This window comes from Acidovorax sp. SDU_ACID1, from assembly GCF_045291395.1.
Taxonomy (GTDB): domain Bacteria; phylum Pseudomonadota; class Gammaproteobacteria; order Burkholderiales; family Burkholderiaceae_C; genus MR-S7.
In genome coordinates this window covers 3,132,253-3,147,912 of the sequence record NZ_CP152342.1, presented here as the reverse complement: position 1 = coordinate 3,147,912, position 15,660 = coordinate 3,132,253, and the positions used below count along the sequence as shown (strand labels likewise).

Annotated in this window: 18 protein-coding genes and 1 pseudogene; 7 read left to right on the top strand and 12 right to left on the bottom strand. The window is 69.9% G+C overall.

What is annotated here, in order from left to right; genetic code table 11:
* Window positions 1–4: 4 nt before the first annotated feature.
* From kynA to AAG689_RS15440, 4 genes and pseudogenes are all read right to left on the bottom strand, one after another.
* Window positions 5–847, bottom strand: coding sequence for a tryptophan 2,3-dioxygenase (gene kynA, locus AAG689_RS15455; protein ID WP_020227038.1), 843 nt, complete (start codon window positions 845–847; stop codon window positions 5–7).
* Window positions 844–2,053 (bottom strand): annotated as a pseudogene (gene kynU, locus AAG689_RS15450) (kynureninase). Before kynU ends, kynA begins: the two are co-directional and overlap by 4 nt.
* 138 nt (window positions 2,054–2,191) lie before the next feature.
* On the bottom strand, window positions 2,192–2,839 hold the full coding sequence (kynB, locus tag AAG689_RS15445; protein ID WP_406622771.1) for an arylformamidase: 648 nt from the start codon (window positions 2,837–2,839) through the stop codon (window positions 2,192–2,194).
* 104 nt (window positions 2,840–2,943) lie between these two features.
* Complete coding sequence (locus AAG689_RS15440; RefSeq protein WP_406622770.1) at window positions 2,944–3,255, bottom strand: YkgJ family cysteine cluster protein; 312 nt, start codon at window positions 3,253–3,255, stop codon at window positions 2,944–2,946.
* A 148-nt stretch (window positions 3,256–3,403) separates the two neighbouring features.
* Between AAG689_RS15440 and AAG689_RS15435 the strand changes: the two genes are divergently transcribed.
* From AAG689_RS15435 to AAG689_RS15425, 3 genes are read left to right on the top strand one after another with little or no spacing between them, the layout of a single operon-like run.
* Window positions 3,404–3,703, top strand: a complete 300-nt coding sequence (locus AAG689_RS15435) for a ferrous iron transport protein A (protein ID WP_406622769.1) — start codon at window positions 3,404–3,406, stop codon at window positions 3,701–3,703.
* On the top strand, window positions 3,700–5,595 hold the full coding sequence (locus AAG689_RS15430) for a ferrous iron transporter B (protein WP_406622768.1): 1,896 nt from the start codon (window positions 3,700–3,702) through the stop codon (window positions 5,593–5,595). The genes AAG689_RS15435 and AAG689_RS15430 overlap by 4 nt, the downstream gene beginning before the upstream one ends.
* A gap of 21 nt (window positions 5,596–5,616) precedes the next feature.
* Complete coding sequence (locus AAG689_RS15425) at window positions 5,617–5,808, top strand: hypothetical protein (protein WP_406622767.1); 192 nt, start codon at window positions 5,617–5,619, stop codon at window positions 5,806–5,808.
* Window positions 5,809–5,930: 122 nt separating this feature from the next.
* Here AAG689_RS15425 and AAG689_RS15420 read toward each other — a convergent pair whose 3' ends face one another.
* The 4 genes from AAG689_RS15420 to AAG689_RS15405 all read right to left on the bottom strand — a co-directional run bounded on the left by AAG689_RS15420 (window position 5,931) and on the right by AAG689_RS15405 (window position 8,730).
* Window positions 5,931–6,281, bottom strand: a complete 351-nt coding sequence (locus AAG689_RS15420) for a YkgJ family cysteine cluster protein (RefSeq protein ID WP_406622766.1) — start codon at window positions 6,279–6,281, stop codon at window positions 5,931–5,933.
* 120 nt (window positions 6,282–6,401) lie between these two features.
* Complete coding sequence (locus tag AAG689_RS15415) at window positions 6,402–6,578, bottom strand: hypothetical protein (protein ID WP_020227046.1); 177 nt, start codon at window positions 6,576–6,578, stop codon at window positions 6,402–6,404.
* A 21-nt stretch (window positions 6,579–6,599) separates the two neighbouring features.
* On the bottom strand, window positions 6,600–7,517 hold the full coding sequence (gene argF / locus AAG689_RS15410; RefSeq protein ID WP_406622765.1) for an ornithine carbamoyltransferase: 918 nt from the start codon (window positions 7,515–7,517) through the stop codon (window positions 6,600–6,602).
* Between the two features lie 16 nt (window positions 7,518–7,533).
* Entirely contained in the window at window positions 7,534–8,730 is a 1,197-nt protein-coding gene (locus tag AAG689_RS15405) for an aspartate aminotransferase family protein (RefSeq protein ID WP_406622764.1), read from the bottom strand.
* A 194-nt stretch (window positions 8,731–8,924) separates the two neighbouring features.
* Here AAG689_RS15405 and AAG689_RS15400 point away from each other — a divergent pair, with 194 nt between their 5' ends.
* A complete protein-coding gene (locus tag AAG689_RS15400; RefSeq protein WP_406622763.1) occupies window positions 8,925–9,245 on the top strand; it encodes a DUF3579 domain-containing protein in 321 nt (106 codons plus the stop codon).
* A gap of 145 nt (window positions 9,246–9,390) precedes the next feature.
* Here the strand turns inward: AAG689_RS15400 and rpsT are convergent, their stop codons facing one another.
* Window positions 9,391–9,690, bottom strand: a complete 300-nt coding sequence (gene rpsT, locus AAG689_RS15395) for a 30S ribosomal protein S20 (RefSeq protein ID WP_020227050.1) — start codon at window positions 9,688–9,690, stop codon at window positions 9,391–9,393.
* A 104-nt stretch (window positions 9,691–9,794) separates the two neighbouring features.
* Between rpsT and murJ the strand changes: the two genes are divergently transcribed.
* From murJ to ppk2, 3 genes are all read left to right on the top strand, one after another.
* Complete coding sequence (gene murJ, locus AAG689_RS15390; protein ID WP_020227051.1) at window positions 9,795–11,360, top strand: murein biosynthesis integral membrane protein MurJ; 1,566 nt, start codon at window positions 9,795–9,797, stop codon at window positions 11,358–11,360.
* Window positions 11,361–11,364: 4 nt separating this feature from the next.
* Window positions 11,365–12,207, top strand: coding sequence for a SirB1 family protein (locus AAG689_RS15385; RefSeq protein ID WP_406622762.1), 843 nt, complete (start codon window positions 11,365–11,367; stop codon window positions 12,205–12,207).
* Window positions 12,208–12,555: 348 nt separating this feature from the next.
* On the top strand, window positions 12,556–13,470 hold the full coding sequence (gene ppk2, locus AAG689_RS15380) for a polyphosphate kinase 2 (protein ID WP_406622761.1): 915 nt from the start codon (window positions 12,556–12,558) through the stop codon (window positions 13,468–13,470).
* Window positions 13,471–13,589: 119 nt separating this feature from the next.
* Here ppk2 and AAG689_RS15375 read toward each other — a convergent pair whose 3' ends face one another.
* From AAG689_RS15375 to AAG689_RS15365, 3 genes are all read right to left on the bottom strand, one after another.
* Window positions 13,590–13,982: a universal stress protein gene (locus AAG689_RS15375; protein WP_020227054.1), complete on the bottom strand. Its 393-nt coding sequence runs from the start codon at window positions 13,980–13,982 to the stop codon at window positions 13,590–13,592.
* A 97-nt stretch (window positions 13,983–14,079) separates the two neighbouring features.
* Window positions 14,080–15,057: a GlxA family transcriptional regulator gene (locus AAG689_RS15370; RefSeq protein ID WP_406622760.1), complete on the bottom strand. Its 978-nt coding sequence runs from the start codon at window positions 15,055–15,057 to the stop codon at window positions 14,080–14,082.
* A complete protein-coding gene (locus AAG689_RS15365; protein WP_406622759.1) occupies window positions 15,054–15,605 on the bottom strand; it encodes a cysteine hydrolase family protein in 552 nt (183 codons plus the stop codon). Before AAG689_RS15365 ends, AAG689_RS15370 begins: the two co-directional genes overlap by 4 nt.
* Window positions 15,606–15,660 lie beyond the last annotated feature (55 nt).

Here is a 15,660-nt window from a genome sequence, read left to right as displayed (position 1 = left end):
GGCGTCACAGCGCCGTGCGCAGCCGCCAGATCTCGGGGAACAGCACCACGTCGAGCATCTTGCGCAGGTAGCTCACGCCGCCGGTGCCGCCGGTGCCGCGCTTGAAGCCGATCACGCGCTCGACCGTCGTCACGTGGCGGAAGCGCCAGAGGCGGAAGGCATCCTCCAGGTCGGCCAGCTCCTCGCCGAGCTGGTACAGGTCCCAGTGCCGCTTCGGGTCGCGGTACACGGCCAGCCAGGCCTGCTCCACCGCGTCGCTGGCCTCGTAGGGCTGGGTGAAGTCGCGCTGCAGGTGGCTGGCGGGCACGCCGAGGCCCCGGCGCGCCAGCAGGCGCAGGGCCTCGTCGTACAGCGAAGGCGCCTCGTACGCGGCCTGCACCTGCGCCAGCAGGTCGGCGCGATGGGCATGGGGACGCAGCATGGCCGCGTTCTTGTTGCCCATGGCGAATTCGATGCAGCGGTACTGGTAGCTCTGGAAGCCGCTGGACTGGCCCAGGAAGGGCCGCATGGCCGTGTATTCGGGCGGCGTCATGGTGGCCAGCACGTCCCAGGCGTGCACGAGCTGCTCCATGATCTTGGACACGCGCGCGAGCATCTTGAACGCTGGCTGCAGGTCGTCCCGCGCCACGTGGGCGATGGCGGCGTGCAGCTCGTGCAGCATGAGCTTCATCCACAGCTCGCTGGTCTGGTGCTGCACGATGAACAGCATCTCGTCGTGCGCGGGCGACAGGGGCTTTTGCGCGCCCAGGATGGCGTCGAGCTGCAGATAGTCGCCATAGCTCATGCTGCGGCTGAAGTCGAGCTGCGCGCCTTCCGCACGCACGATGGATTCGTTGGTGGGATTCATGTCACTGCGTTGATCTGGTGGAACACGGGGCTGCGCCACTCGCCGCTCTCCAGCACCTCGCGCAGGTGCCGCACGGCGTGCCACACGTCTTCGAAGCCGGTGTAGAGCGGCGTGAAGCCGAAGCGCAGGATGTCCTTGTGCGGCCCCGCGCCGCCATCGCCCTTGCGGAAGTCGCCGATCACGCCGCGCGCGATCAGCGCCTGCACGATGGCGTAGGCGCCGTCGCCCTGCGTCAGGCACACCTGCGAGCCGCGCTGCGCGCGCGCGCGGCGTGGCGAGGCCCAGGCCGTGGCCCTGGCAGGTTTCTTCCACCAGGCGGATGAACAGGTCGGTCAGCGCCAGCGACTTGGCGCGCAGCGCGGCCATGCCGCCGAACTGCTCGGCTTCGGTATAGACATCCAGCCCGCACTGCAGCACGCCCATGCTGACCATGGGCTGGGTACCGCACAGGTAGCGCTGGATGCCCTGGGCCGGGTGGTAGCCAGGCTCGAACCGGAAGGGCTCGGCATGGCCGAACCAGCCCGCGAGCGGCTGCCAGAAGCGGTCGATGAGGCGCGGGTGCGCCCACACGAAGGCCGGCGCGCCGGGCCCGCCGTTGAGGTACTTGTAGCTGCAGCCCACGGCGAAGTCGGCGCCGGCGCCGTGCAGGTCCACGGGCACGGCGCCCGCGCTGTGGCACAGGTCCCAGACGCAGACGATGCCCTGCGCATGCGCGGCGGCCGTGACGGCGGCCATGTCGTGCATGGCGCCGGTGCGGTAGTTCACGTGGGTGAGCATGCAGATGGCCACGTCGTCCCGCAGCGCGCCGTCGATCTCCTCCGGTTCGAGCAGCACCAGCTCCAGCCCGTATTCCTGGCACACGGACTGGGCGATGTAGAGGTCGGTCGGGAAGTTGCTGCGCTCGCTGATGAGCTTCCTGCGGCCCGGCGCGTCCTCGCGCACGATGCGGGCGGCGGCCGTCAGCACCTTGTAGAGGTTGATGGAGGTGGTGTCGGTGAACACCACTTCCCCCGGCCCCGCGCCGATCCAGGGCGCGAACTGGTCGCCCAGGCGCCGGGGCAGTTCGATCCAGCCGGCGCTGTTCCACGATCGGATCAGGCCCTGGCCCCACTCCTGCTGCACGATCTCGGCCGCGCGCGTCGCAGCCGCCCGGGGGCTGGCGCCCAGCGAATTGCCGTCCAGGTAGATCACGCCGTCCGGCAGCACGAAGCGCTCGCGCAGCGGGCGCAGCGTGTCCTGCGCGTCCAGGGCCTGGCAGTCTTGCAAAGTGGTCATGGTGTTCCTTTTTGATAGCTGCTTGCGCTTGCTGGGTAAGCGCTGGAGCCGTTTTTGGCTTGAAACGGGTTACAGCGCCCGCAGCACAGCGCGCACCGGCGAGGCGTCGGCGGTGGTCAGCTTGAGCGGCAGCGCGATGAGTTCGTAGTCGCCCTCGGGCACCGCGTCGAGCACCAGGTTCTCCAGCACGCGCAGGCCGCGCCGGCGGATCACCTGGTGGCTGGGCAGCGCCTTGCTGTCGGCCGGGTCGATGCTCGCGGTGTCGATGCCGATGAGCATCACGCCCAGATCGGCCAGCCGCTCCACCGTTTCGGGCGCATAGGCGGCGAGGCCGGCGTCCCAGCGGTCCACGGGCATGCGCGCATAGGTGCGCACCAGCACGCGCGGAGGCAGGCCCTGCACGGCGTGGGCGATGTGGCGCCATTCGACGAGCGGCCCGCAGCCGATGGCATGGACCACGCGGCACGGGCCCAGGAACGGCTCCAGCGGCACCGCGCCGATGGCCTCGCCCGCCGGGTCGTAGTGCAGCGGCGCGTCGGCGTGCGCGCCCACGTGGGGCGAGAGGGTGAGGGCGCTCACGTTGACCGGGCAGCCGGGGGCGATGGTGGCAGTCCACTGCGCCTGGTAGGGCGTGTCGCCGGGAAAGACCGGGCTGCCCGCGTGCACGGGCGGGGAAATGTCCCACAGAGGGCGGGCGGTAGCAGGGGCGCGATGCATGGCCGCCGACCTTAGCGCGCTGGTGGCGCCGTGGTGTCGGTTATCTGCAACGCTATGGATAAAGGAGCTGCTGGCGCTTGCCAGTCAAGCGCTGGAGGGCGAAATCACTCCTGAAATACCGGCAGCCCGTGGCGCCGGCGTGCGCGCTGGCAGGCGTCGCTGCCGGCCTCGAACTCGCGGCACGGCGAAGGGCGCCACTCATAGATGCCGCAGGCCGCGCGCTCGCCCACCCGCCCCGTGAGCGCGGCGCAGCGCGGCGATGCGTGGTCGGTGCCGCGCATGCGGCGCAGGCCTGCGTTCACCTCCACGGCCAGGCCGTCGGGCACGTCGCCGCCGTATTCCTGGGTTTCGTGGACGGAGAAGTCGACGCGAAAGCTCGCGCAGCAGGCGCCGCAGGTCAGGCAGGGGTGGGTCATCGCTGGAAGAGGGGAGGGCTCGGGCGCATTGTGCGGGCACCGGCGATGGTGCACTCGGGCGGCGGGTCTCTGATTTCGGTCAGCCCCTGGGGAAACACCCGCTTGTAAAATGAGAATTAATCCTATTCATAAATCCACGAGTTTCCACATGAATCAACCGCGCGACGGTGCCGCCAGTTCGCAGGCCATGGGCCTGGACGCCTTGCCCAGGGGAGTGCCTGCCACGGTGGCCGGCCTCGCCGAAGGCGGGCACGACAGCGTGCGCGCCATGGTGCTGCGGCTGATGGAGATCGGTTTTCTGCCCGGCGAGCCCGTGCGCGTGATCGCCAGCGGCTTCCCGTCGGCCGATCCGCTGGCCGTGCGCGTGGGCCAGGCCACGTTCGCGCTGCGCCGGCACGAGGCCGCGCTGGTGCAAGTGCGCGTGGACGCGGCGGGGGCAGGCGCATGAGCGCGCAGCCTTTGCATGTCGCCCTGCTGGGCAACCCCAACTGCGGCAAGACGGCACTGTTCAACCTGCTGACCGGCGCGCGCCAGAAGGTGGCCAACTATGCCGGCGTCACCGTCGAGCGCAAGGAGGGCCACCTGACCACGCCGGGCGGGCGCCGCGTGCGCGTGCTGGACCTGCCGGGCTCCTACAGCCTGCATGCCCAGAGCCTGGACGAGGCGGTGACGCGCGACGTGATTACCGGCCGCCGCGCGGGCGAGCCCGTGCCCGAGCTGCTGGTCTGTGTGACCGACGCCACCCACCTGCGCTTGAACCTGCGCCTGGTGCTGGAGGCGCGCGCCCTGGGTCTGCCCATGGTGCTGGTGTTGAACATGAGCGACATGGCGCAGCGCCAGGGCATCGAGATCGACCGCGCGGTGCTGGCGCGCGAGCTGGGCATGCCCGTGGTCGGCACGGTGGGCGTGCGCCTGGACGGCGCGCGCGAGCTGCTGCAGTGGCTGGACACGGCGCAGCCCGTCGCCGCCGCAGCGCCGGCCGTGCAGCCGCAGGCCCGGCCCGCGCTCAACGCGCTGGAGGACGACCGGACCCAGCGCGTGGAGCAGCTGCACCAGGAGGTGCGCCGCATCATGGACCTGGCCGTGCGCGAGCCCCAGGTGCGCCTGCAGCGCGACGACCGCATCGACGCCGTGGTGCTGCACCCGCTGTGGGGCACGCTGCTGCTGGCGGTGACGCTGTTCCTCATGTTCCAGGCCGTCTTCAGCTGGGCCGAGGTGCCCATGGGCTGGATCGAGGGTGCCACGGCCGCCGGCGCGCAGTGGCTCAATGCCCACATGGCCGAGGGGCCGCTGCGCGGGCTGCTCACCGAGGGGCTGATCGCCGGCGTGGGCGGCGTGGTGGTGTTCCTGCCGCAGATCCTGATCCTGTTCCTGTTCATCCTGGCGCTGGAGGAATCGGGCTACCTGCCGCGCGCAGCGTTCCTGCTGGACCGCCTCATGGGCACGGTGGGGCTGTCCGGGCGCTCGTTCATCCCGCTGCTGTCGAGCTTCGCCTGCGCCGTGCCGGGCATCATGGCCACGCGCTCCATTCCTGACTGGCGCGACCGGCTGGTGACCATCATGATCGCGCCGCTCATGACCTGCTCGGCCCGCCTGCCGGTGTATGCGCTGCTGATCGCGGCCTTCATCCCCGAGCGCACCGTGGCCGGCGTGTTCAACCTGCAGGGCGTGGTGCTGTTCGCGCTGTACCTGGGCGGCATCCTGAGCGCCATGGCCGTGGCGGCCGTGGCCAAGCTCGCTCGCCGCGGCGGCGCCGCCGCGCCGTTGCTCATGGAGCTGCCGGCCTACCGCTGGCCCAGCCCGCGCAACCTGCTGCTGGGGCTGTGGGAGCGCGCGCTGATCTTCCTGCGCCGGGTGGGCGGCATCATCCTCACGGTGACGGTGCTGCTGTGGTTCCTGTCCACCTACCCCGCGCCGCCCGTGGGCGCCACGGGCCCGGCCATCGAATACAGCTTCGCGGGCCGTCTCGGCGCGGCGCTGGCGGTGGTCTTCGCGCCCATCGGCTTCAACTGGCAGATCAGCATCGCGCTGGTGCCTGGCATGGCCGCGCGCGAGGTGGCGGTGAGCGCGCTGGGCACGGTGTACGCCATCGCCGCGTCGGCCGACGAGACGGCCGAGCAGCTCGCCCCGCTGCTGGCCAGCCAGTGGTCGCTGGCCACGGCGCTGTCGCTGCTGGTGTGGTTCATCTTCGCGCCGCAATGCATCTCCACCATCGCCGCCGTGCGGCGCGAGACCAACGGCTGGCGCTGGCCGCTCGTCATGACGGCCTACCTGTTCGCGCTGGCGTACCTGGCCAGTTTCATCACCTACCGCGTGGCCGTCGCCCTGGGCGGCGGCTGAGCGGGGAAAGGAGCAACGGCTATGTGGCAAGAGATCCTTACCGGCGCCATCGTCGCCGTGGCGGCCATCGCGCTGCTGTGGCGCTTCCTGCCCCAGCGCTGTCGGGCGCGGGCGGCCAGCGTGCACCCGGCCCTGGGGCCGGCGGCCAAGCCGGGCTGCGGCGGCTGCAATGCCTGCGGTGGCGAGCGCTGCGCACCGCCGCGCAAGCCGTAGCTGCTGCTGCCAAAAAGGAGCTGCTTGCGCTTGCTATATATGGTTTTCAGATGATTTCCATGATGAAACCAGTATCTGACAAGCGCGGGCAGCTCCTTTTTTCATAGAACCGAGCGTCCGCGTCAGGCGGCGTCCCGCCACCGCTCCACTTCGTCCTCCGCCAGCGCGGGCAGGCCGAGCTTGGCGCGCGTGTCGTGGCAACCGTAGGAGGCGAACGGAAAGTCGCGGCAAGTGCGGGGGCGCGCAGCGTAGATGCCGCAGCCGATGCAGCCTCCGCCCAGGTCGGCCAGCGCCACGCAGCGCACGGGGTGGCGCTCGGTGCCGTTCATGCGGCAGCGGTTGCCGCCCGCCTCGTGGACCAGGGCATCGGGCACGGTGCCGCCCATGGACTGCAGTTCGTAGACGGAGAACTCCACGCGGTAGTTCTGGCAGCACGCGCCGCAGTGCAGGCAGGGGTGGACGGGTTCGGGCATGCGGGTTCCTCGGGATTCAGGCGCATCGGCAACGGGCCGCGCTCCGCGCAGGGCGGAGGGCGGCCGGAAAAAGGGGCGATGGAGGCATGCGCAAAGGGCATGCCGCGGCTGAACCGGGCGCTAGGTGTGGCCCTGGAGGAACTTCAGGTAGAAGGTGTGGATGCGCACCTGCAGCGCATGCACGCGCGCCGCCATGCGCCGCGCGGCGGCGTGCAGCTCAGGCGCGCGCAGGCGCTGGCGGTCGGGGCGGGGCGGGTGGCCCGGGCGCGTGGGGTGGGGTTGCGCCGGGGCCAGCATGGGAAGGGTGTGGGAAGGGGCTTATATGCGGCCGAGCAAAAGGTACTCCATGAGTGCCTTTTGCACGTGCATCCTGTTTTCCGCCTCGTCCCAGACGACGGACTGGGGGCCGTCGATCACGTCGGCCATCACTTCCTCGCCGCGGTGCGCGGGCAGGCAGTGCATGAACAGGGCGTCGGGGCGCGCCGCGGCCATCATCTCGGCGTCCACGCACCAGTCGGTGAAGGCCTTGCGGCGGGCCTCGTTCTCGGCCTCGTAGCCCATGCTGGTCCACACGTCGGTGGTCACCAGGTCGGCGTCCTTGCAGGCTTCCAGCGGGTCCTTGAAGACCTTGTAGCAGCCCCCGCGCGGCATGCGGCCGCCGAAGGCGAGCTTTTCATGAACCTCGTAGCCGCCGGGCGTGCTCACGTGCACCGTGAAGCCCAGCAGGTCGGCGGCCTGCAGCCAGGTGTTGGCCATGTTGTTGCCGTCGCCCACCCACGCCACGGTCTTTCCGGCGATGGAGCCGCGGTGCTCGATGTAGGTGAACAGGTCGGCCAGGATCTGGCAGGGGTGGAACTCGTTGGTCAGGCCGTTGATGACCGGCACGCGCGAGAACTCGGCGAAGCGCTCGATCTTCTCCTGGCCGAAGGTGCGGATCATCACCAGGTCCACCATGCGGCTGATGACACGCGCGCTGTCCTCGATGGGCTCGGCGCGGCCGAGCTGGCTGTCGCCCGTGGTCAGGTGCACCACCGAGCCGCCGAGCTGGTACATGCCCGCCTCGAAGCTCACGCGCGTGCGCGTGCTGGCCTTCTCGAAGATCATGGCCAGCGTGCGGTCGGAGAGCGGGTGGTGCTTCTCGTAGCTCTTGAACTTGCCCTTGATGATGGCGGCGCGCGAGAACAGGTAGTGGTATTCGTCGGCGGTGAAGTCGCTGAATTGCAGGTAGTGCTTCATACGGGGTCGATTGTCTTCATTCGGCCAGGATGGCTTTGACCAGCGGGGTCAGCTTGGCGACGATCTCGTCGGCCTCGGCGGTCGTCAGTATCAGCGGCGGCACCAGGCGGATCACGCTGTCGGCCGTGACCGAGAGCAGCAGGCCCGCTTCGGCTGCGCGGCCGATCAGGGCGCCGCAGGGCTTGTCCAGCTCGATGCCCAGCATCAGGCCCTGGCCGCGGATGTCCTTCACGCCGGGCAGGCTGCCCAGCTCGCGCTGCAACGCGGCCTTCAGGTGGTCCCCCACCTTCGCGGCGTTGGCCAGCAGGCCCTCTTCTTCCATGATGCGCAGGGTCTCCACGCCCGCCCGCATGGCCAGCGGGTTGCCGCCGAAGGTGGTGCCGTGGTTGCCGGGCTGGAGCACGTCGGCGGCCTTCGGGCCGGCCACGACGGCGCCGATCGGCACGCCCGAGCCCAGGCCCTTGGCCAGGGGCATCACGTCGGGCACGATGCCGGCCCATTGGTGCGCGAACCATTTGCCGGTGCGGCCCACGCCGCATTGCACTTCGTCGATCATCATGAGCCAGCCGCGCTCGTCGCACAGCGTGCGCAGCTGCTGCAGGTATTCCACGCGCATGGGGTTGATGCCGCCTTCGCCCTGGATGGTTTCAAAGAACACCGCCACGACGTTGGGGTTGCCTTCGGTGGCTTTCCTGATGGCCTCGATGTCGTTGAGCGGCACGCGGATGAAGCCTTCGACCAGGGGGCCGAAGCCGCTGTAGATCTTGGGGTTGCCCGTGGCCGACATGGTGGCGATCGAGCGGCCGTGGAACGCCTTTTCATAGACCACGATCTCGGGCTTGGCGATGCCCTTGTCCACGCCGTACTTGCGCGCGATCTTGAGTGCGGCTTCGTTGGCCTCCAGGCCGGAATTGCAGAAGAACACGTTCTGCATGCCCGACAGCTCCACGAGCTTGGCGGCGAGCTGCTCCTGCCCCGGCACGTGGTAGTAGTTGGAGGTGTGGATCAGCTTGGCTAGCTGGTCCTGCAGCGCGGGCACCAGCTTGGGATGGTTGTGGCCGAGCGTGTTCACGGCGATGCCACCGAGTCCGTCGAGGTACTCCTTGCCGTTCACGTCCCACACGCGGCAGCCCTGGCCGCGCTCCAGCGCGATGGGCACGCGGCCATAGGTGTTCATCACGTGGGGCGAGGCAGCCTCGACGAATGCGGTCATGCGGAAATCTCCAGACGGTACGGTGACGAAAAAACGAAGCACGATTCTAGGGGCTGCCCTCGTGCGCAACGTTGAGGATTGCGCATCACTGTCATGCAGGCACGGAGGGGCATTGAGGCCAAGTCTTCTATAAGAGTTAGAATCGCGGGTTCGCGGCGCACAAGGCCGCGGCCCTCTCCAACGACCCCATACCGATGGTTGCTCCCTCTTCCAAAGAAGTCTTCATCCAAGGCGTGACGCACGAAGGGAGAACCTTCCGGCCCAGCGACTGGGCCGAGCGGCTGGCAGGCGTCATGAGCCAGTTCCGCCCCGGCGGCGCGCGCACCTCGCCCGGCAGCCACCTGGGCTATTCCCCCTGGTGCCTGCCCACCGCGCTGAACGGCGTGAAGTGCGTGGTGGTCCACCGCGACCTGCAGGACCACGAGCCCATGGCCTGGGACTTCGTGATGAACTTCGCGAAGGACAATGGCCTGCAGGTCGTCGAAGCCTGCCTGCTGCCCGACCCCAAGGCCTGACCCCTCAGGCCTTTTCTTTGGGCGCCCGGCACTGCGTGCCGCGGGCACAAAAAAACCGCCCGAAGGCGGTTTTTCTGCTTTGCTGACAGCGCACCCGTTGCAAACGGCGGGCGGCAGGGCCGCCCGGGCTGTTGCCTGAAGAGGGTCAGGCGGCCAGGGCCAGGGCTTTCACCTTGGCGGACAGGCGGCTCTTGTCGCGAGCGGCCTTGTTCTTGTGGAAGATGCCCTTGTCGGCGATCGTGTCCAGCACGGACTGGGCCTTGGCGAACAGTTCGGTGGCCTTGGTCTTGTCGCCGGCCAGGACGGCCTTCTCGACGTTCTTGACGGCGGTGCGGTATTTGGAGCGCAGCGATGTGTTCGCGGCGTTCAGCTTGAGGCCTTGGCGGGCGCGCTTGCGGCCCGATGCCAGGCGGGGGTTCTTTTTCTTCGGCTTAGCAGATGCCATGATGTGTATTCCTTGTGTCTGAGGATGTTGTCAGCAAAGCCGACCATTATAGCGCAGCCGCCGTTTTCGGGCCGCCGCGCCGGCAAGCGCATACACTCGCGGCAGTGTCCCTGTTCAAAGCCGCCTCCACCGTTTCGCTGCTGACCCTGGCCTCGCGCGTGACGGGCCTGGTACGCGACCTGCTCATGGCCTCGATGTTCGGGGCCAACGTGCTCACCGACGCGTTCAACGTCGCTTTCCGCATCCCCAACCTGTTTCGCCGCCTGTTCGCCGAGGGGGCGTTCAGCCAGGCCTTCGTGCCGGTGCTGGCGGCGCACAAGGCCCAGCATGGCGAGGAGGCCACGCGCGGTCTGGTCGATGCCGTGGCCACCGCCTTGTTCTGGGTGCTGCTGCTGGCCTGCGTGCTGGGCGTCGCGGGCGCGCCGCTGCTCGTGTGGCTGCTGGCCAGCGGGCTGCGGCAGGATCCGGCGGGCTTCGACGCGGCCATCGTCATGACGCGCTGGATGTTCCCCTACATCGGCTTCATGTCGCTGGTGGCGCTGGCCGCGGGCGTGCTCAACACCTGGAAGCGCTTCGCTGTGCCGGCGGCCACGCCGGTGCTGCTGAACCTGTGCATGATCGCCGCCGCCTGGCTGGGCGCGCCGCAGCTCGCGGCGCGCGGCATCGAGCCCATCTACGCGATGGTGGGCGGCGTGATGGCCGGCGGCGTGCTGCAGCTGGCGGTGCAGGTGCCGGCCCTGGTGCGCCTGGGCCTGCTGCCGCGCATCGGCATGACCTGGGGGCGCGTGCGCGCCGCCTGGGGCGACGCGGGCGTGCGCCGCATCCTCACGCTGATGGCGCCTGCGCTGCTGGGCGTGGGCGTGGCGCAGATCTCGCTGATGATCAACACGCAGATTGCCTCGTACCTGCAGCCGGGCAGCGTGACCTGGCTGTTCTACGCCGACCGGCTCATGGAGTTTCCCACCGCGCTGCTGGGCGTGGCGCTGGGCGTGGTGCTCACGCCGCAGCTCGCGGCGGCCCGGGCGGCGGGCGACGGCGAGCGCTATTCGGCCATGCTCGACTGGGGCCTGCGCATCGTGGTGCTGCTGGCCGTGCCCTGCGCCGTGGGGCTACTGGTGTTCGCCCAGCCGCTGGTGGCCACGCTGTTCCACCACGGCGCGCTGCAGGGCAGCGACGTGGGCCGCATCTCGGTGGCGCTTGCGGGCTATGGCGTGGGCCTGCTCGGGCTGGTGGCCATCAAGGTGCTGGCGCCGGGCTACTACGCCAGCCAGGACATCCGCACGCCGGTGCGCATCGCCATCGTGGTGCTGGTGGCCACGCAGCTCATGAACGTGGCGCTGGTGCCGCTGCTCGCGCATGCGGGGCTGGCCCTGTCCATCGGCCTGGGGGCGCTCATCAACGCGCTGTGGCTGCTCACGGGGCTGGTGCGGCGCGGCAGCTTCCAGCCGCGGCCGGGCTGGGCGCGCTTCGCAGGGCAGGTGCTCGCGGCCAGCGCGCTGCTGGCGGTGTTCCTGGCCTGGGGCGCGCAGCACTTCGACTGGCTGGCGTTGCGCGCCACCGAGCTGCGCCGCGCGGGCCTGCTGGCGCTGCTGCTGTGCGCGGCGGTGCTGCTCTACTTCGGCGCGCTGTGGGCCTGCGGGCTGCGGCTGCGCCAGCTACTGCGCCGTTGAGACCATGCCGCTGCGCTACGACGTTCCCACGCCCCTGGAATATTTCGCCGCCCTGGTGCAGGGCGACGACGTGCCGCTGCTGGAGGCGGCCGCCTGCATCGCGCACGACGAGGAGCCCGGCCTGGACGTGCAGCAGATCCTGGGCGACATGGACCAGCTCCAGGCCCGCCTGCGCCGCCGCCTGCCGGCCGACGCGGGGGCGCTGCAACGGCTGGGCGCGCTCAACCAGTTCTTCTACGGCGACCTGGGCTTCAGCGGCAACCTGAACGACTACTACGCGCCCGACAACAGCTACCTGCACGCCGTGCTGCGCACGCGGCGCGGCATCCCGATCTCGCTGGCCGTGCTCTGGCTGGAACTGGCGCAGGGCGTGGGCCTGCGGGCGCAGGGCATCGCGTTCCCGGGGCACTTCCTGGTCAAGGTGCTGCTGCCCGCGGGGCAGGTGGTGATCGACCCGATGACGGGCGAGTCGCTCTCGCGCGAGGCGCTCGCCGAACGGCTGGAGCCCTTCCGGCGCGGCGCCACGGAGGATGCGCAGCACGAAGCGCCGCTGGGGCTGTACCTGCAGGCCGCGACCGCGCGCGACATCCTGGCGCGCATGCTGCGCAACCTCAAGGAAATCCACCGGGCGCGCGAGGACTGGGAGCGCCAGGTCGCCGTGCAGGACCGCCTGCTCGTGCTGCTGCCGGATGCCTGGACGGAATGGCGCGACCGCGGCCTGGCCCGCGCGGAGTTGGGCCATCACCGGCAGGCGGCCGAAGACCTGGAAATCTATCTCGCACACGCGGCGCAGGCGGACGACGCGCAGGCGATCACCTCCCTCGTGGGCGCGCTGCGCCGCGCCTGAGAGCGTGTTCAAAGTCTTTTCATGGTGTCCGCAAGGCAGCAGACAGCCGCAATCTAGGCACGCACCGCAGGCCATGCTGGCGGCCTGGACAAGGTGGGCAACGAAGAGTGCGGCTTTCTGCTGCCTTGCCCGAAGGGTTGCCCCGTCAAGGGGGCATCTGCCGCGTTGCCTGGCCGGCCGCGCAAATGCTCGCCGGGGCCACCAGCCCGGCTGCGCCTTGCGCCTAACAGCTGCCCCCTTGACGGGGCAACGGGCGCCATGAAAGGGCTTTGAACACGCTCTGGTTTGTCACACGGCGGACACGGAATGCGGCCACCATGGCCGCTGCCTTCGTGCCTCCTTCCGCCCATGACTTTTTTCTCCGACCTTCCCTCCCAAGACATCCTGCAGCGCATCGCCGACGAACTGGTGGACGGCTACGACGAAGAGCTGGAGCTGGAAATCGAAGACCGCCAGTGGGACGAGGAGGGCGTGCGCTCCCCCGAGGACCGGCTGGAGCGCCAGCGCTACTTCCGCGAGCTGTTCCGCCTGCAGGGTGAGCTGGTCAAGCTGCAGGACTGGGTGCAGCACACGCGCCAGAAGGTGGTGATCCTGTTCGAGGGGCGCGACGCGGCGGGCAAGGGCGGCGTGATCAAGCGCATTACCCAACGACTGAACCCGCGCGTGGTGCGCGTGGCCGCGCTGCCCGCGCCCAACGACCGCGAGCGCACGCAGTGGTACTTCCAGCGCTACGTGGCGCACCTGCCCGCGGCGGGCGAGATCGTGCTGTTCGACCGCAGCTGGTACAACCGCGCGGGTGTCGAGCGCGTCATGGGCTTTTGCACCGACGACGAGTACGAGGAGTTCTTCCGCAGCGTGCCGGAGTTCGAGAAGATGCTCGTGCGCTCGGGCATCACGCTGGTCAAGTACTGGTTCTCCATCACCGACGAGGAGCAGCACCTGCGCTTTCTGGGCCGCATCCACGACCCACTCAAGCAGTGGAAGCTCAGCCCCATGGACCTGGAGAGCCGCGTGCGCTGGGAGGAATACACCAAGGCCAAGGAGGCGATGCTGGAGCGTACCCACATCCCCGAGGCGCCGTGGTGGGTGGTGCAGGCAGTGGACAAGAAGAAGGCGCGGCTCAACTGCATTGCGCACCTGCTGGGCCAGCTGCCCTACGAGGAAGTGCCGCACCCCGCGGTGGTACTGCCGGCGCGGGTGCGCAACCCGGACTACTTCCGCCAGCCCGTGCCCGCGTCCATGTACGTGCCCGAGGTGTACTGAGGCGGCCGGGTACTATCAAAAAAGAAGCTGCTTGCGCTTGATACTTAAAGAATCCAGCATGTTTCCATGCTGAAACCTCGGTACACCAAGCGCAAGCAGCTATTGTTTTCGCGTTAGCGTCAGGCGGCCTTGACGGCCAGCACCGGGCAGGGCACGTTCAGCAGGATCTCCTGCGCCATGCTGCCCAGCAGCAGCTTGCCTACGGGCGAGCGCTTGCGCAGGCCGATGATGAGCACCGACACCTGCAGCTGCTCGACCATCTCCTCGATTTCCTCGATCGCACTCTTGCCGCGCACGAACTGCTTGAACTCCGCCTGGATGGGCAGTGCCGACAGGCGCTCCTCGACGCGCTCGGCCTCGTAGCCGTTGATGAGGCTCGGGTCCTCCTGGCGGCCGCCCGGGCCGGCGTTCACGACGACCAGGCGTTCGTTGCGGCGGGTGGCGATTTCTATGCCCTTGTCCAGAGCGGCCTGGCCTTCGGGGCGAGGAACATAGGCGACGAGAATGGTCATGCGGTGTCTTCCTTGGTTGTGTTGAATCGGGGTGGCGCAAGGCTGCGGCACAGCCGGCAGGATAGCCCAACGTCCCGGCGTTGGCGAGGGGCCTGGATCAGGCGTCGCACAGCGCCGACGGCGTGCCGGCCAGCCCGAAATGCCGCCACGCGCGGCGCAGCTGCGTGTCCGATGCGAAGCCCGCCAGCAGCGCCGCCTGCGTGACCCCGGCGCCCGAGCGCAGCGCCGCCTCGGCCGTGGCCAGGCGGATGCGGCGCAGGTACTGCAGTGGGGCGATGCCCGCGTGCTCCAGGAAGAGGCGGGCCAGGTGGCGCGGCGTGACGTGGGCCGCGCGCGCCATGGCGGCCACGGTCCAGCCGGCGGCGGGCTGCTGGCTGACGGCGTCCTGCACGCGGTGCAGCGCGGCGTGCAGGTGGTTGCGGTGGTGCAGGAAGGGCGAGAGCGCGGGGTCCTGCGGCCCGCGGCGCAGCGCGACCACCATGGTCTGGGCGACCTGCGCGGCCAGTGCGGGGCCGCAGGCGTGGGCGATGCGTTCCAGCACCAGGTCGATGCCGGTGGTAACGCCGGCGCTGCTGTGCACCGGCCCGTCGGAGACGAAGACGCGGTTGGCCTGCACTTCGCAGCGCGGCTCGGCGGCGCGCAGGTCCTCCAGGTGCTGGTGGTGCGTGGTCGCGCGCCGCCCCGCGAGGTGGCCGGCGCGCGCGGCCAGCAGGGCGCCCGCGCAGATGGTCACCAGCTCCAGCCGCCCCTCGGCCGGGCGCAGGCCGCGCAGCCAGTGGAGCAGAGCGCGTGCGGGCGGGGCGTCCAGGTCGATGCTGCCCGCCAGGCCCGGCAGCACCACCCAGGCGGGCGCGCTGCCGTCCAGCGCGGGCAGCGGCTGCAGGCCCGCGAGCCGCACGCCGACGGAGCTGTCGGCCGCGGCCTCGGGCCCGGCGAACTCGATGCGGAAGCGCTCCGCTTCGCCGCGCGCCGCCAGCCGCTGGTTGGCGATGCGCAGCGCCTCGGCTGGCCCGGCCCAGTCCAGCGCCAGGCTGCCGGGCAGCAGCGCGAAGACGGCGCGGACCGTGCCGCTCATGCGGCCAGCGCCTCCTGCACGGTACGCAGCGTGGCGAAGCGTCCGGCCAGCACGGTGGCGGTGCGGGCCTGGATGTCGGCGGCGGCGAGCGTGCGGCCGTCGGGCTGGGCCATGTCCCAGGTCATCGTGGCCTCGGTCACGAAGTCCACGGTCCAGCCGAGGTCGCTCGCGTGGCGCGTGGTGGTCTCGCAGCACTGCTCGGTGCGGATGCCGCTCACGATCAGGCGCTGGATGCCGCGCTGCGTGAGCCACACGCCGAGCCCCGTGCCCACCAGCGCGCTGTGGCGCGACTTGGTGAAAGTGGCCGCCGCGTCGAACGCGGCCAGCCCCTGCAGCGCACGCACGTGGCCCGAGGCCTGGGAGAAGGGGTTGGCGGGCACGTCAGGCCCGTCGCTGTGCAGCACGCGCACGATGGGGATGCCGCGCGCCGCGCAGCCCTCGATCAGCGCGTTCTGCGCGGCGAGGTAGGCGGGCAGGCCACGCTCGGTGAAGAACGGGCGGTGGCGGAAGGATTCCTGGGCATCTATCACTATCAGACATGCATTCATGCGGTGCTCCACAAGAGGGATGGTCGATAGCGCTCATGGTGCCTGCGCGGGCGCC

Excerpts from the sequence above, each read along its gene's own strand:
- kynB (WP_406622771.1), bottom strand. The coding sequence starts at position 2,839 with ATGCATCGCGCCCCTGCTACCGCCCGCCCTCTGTGGGACATTTCCCCG.
- AAG689_RS15400 (WP_406622763.1), top strand. The coding sequence starts at position 8,925 with ATGGTTGCTCCCTCTTCCAAAGAAGTCTTCATCCAAGGCGTGACGCAC.
- rpsT (WP_020227050.1), bottom strand. The coding sequence starts at position 9,690 with ATGGCATCTGCTAAGCCGAAGAAAAAGAACCCCCGCCTGGCATCGGGC.
- AAG689_RS15425 (WP_406622767.1), top strand. The coding sequence starts at position 5,617 with ATGTGGCAAGAGATCCTTACCGGCGCCATCGTCGCCGTGGCGGCCATC.
- ppk2 (WP_406622761.1), top strand. The coding sequence starts at position 12,556 with ATGACTTTTTTCTCCGACCTTCCCTCCCAAGACATCCTGCAGCGCATC.
- AAG689_RS15420 (WP_406622766.1), bottom strand. The coding sequence starts at position 6,281 with ATGCCCGAACCCGTCCACCCCTGCCTGCACTGCGGCGCGTGCTGCCAG.
- AAG689_RS15430 (WP_406622768.1), top strand. The coding sequence starts at position 3,700 with ATGAGCGCGCAGCCTTTGCATGTCGCCCTGCTGGGCAACCCCAACTGC.
- AAG689_RS15385 (WP_406622762.1), top strand. The coding sequence starts at position 11,365 with ATGCCGCTGCGCTACGACGTTCCCACGCCCCTGGAATATTTCGCCGCC.
- AAG689_RS15405 (WP_406622764.1), bottom strand. The coding sequence starts at position 8,730 with ATGACCGCATTCGTCGAGGCTGCCTCGCCCCACGTGATGAACACCTAT.
- AAG689_RS15375 (WP_020227054.1), bottom strand. The coding sequence starts at position 13,982 with ATGACCATTCTCGTCGCCTATGTTCCTCGCCCCGAAGGCCAGGCCGCT.
- AAG689_RS15435 (WP_406622769.1), top strand. The coding sequence starts at position 3,404 with ATGAATCAACCGCGCGACGGTGCCGCCAGTTCGCAGGCCATGGGCCTG.
- kynA (WP_020227038.1), bottom strand. The coding sequence starts at position 847 with ATGAATCCCACCAACGAATCCATCGTGCGTGCGGAAGGCGCGCAGCTC.
- AAG689_RS15415 (WP_020227046.1), bottom strand. The coding sequence starts at position 6,578 with ATGCTGGCCCCGGCGCAACCCCACCCCACGCGCCCGGGCCACCCGCCC.
- AAG689_RS15440 (WP_406622770.1), bottom strand. The coding sequence starts at position 3,255 with ATGACCCACCCCTGCCTGACCTGCGGCGCCTGCTGCGCGAGCTTTCGC.
- AAG689_RS15370 (WP_406622760.1), bottom strand. The coding sequence starts at position 15,057 with ATGAGCGGCACGGTCCGCGCCGTCTTCGCGCTGCTGCCCGGCAGCCTG.
- argF (WP_406622765.1), bottom strand. The coding sequence starts at position 7,517 with ATGAAGCACTACCTGCAATTCAGCGACTTCACCGCCGACGAATACCAC.
- AAG689_RS15365 (WP_406622759.1), bottom strand. The coding sequence starts at position 15,605 with ATGAATGCATGTCTGATAGTGATAGATGCCCAGGAATCCTTCCGCCAC.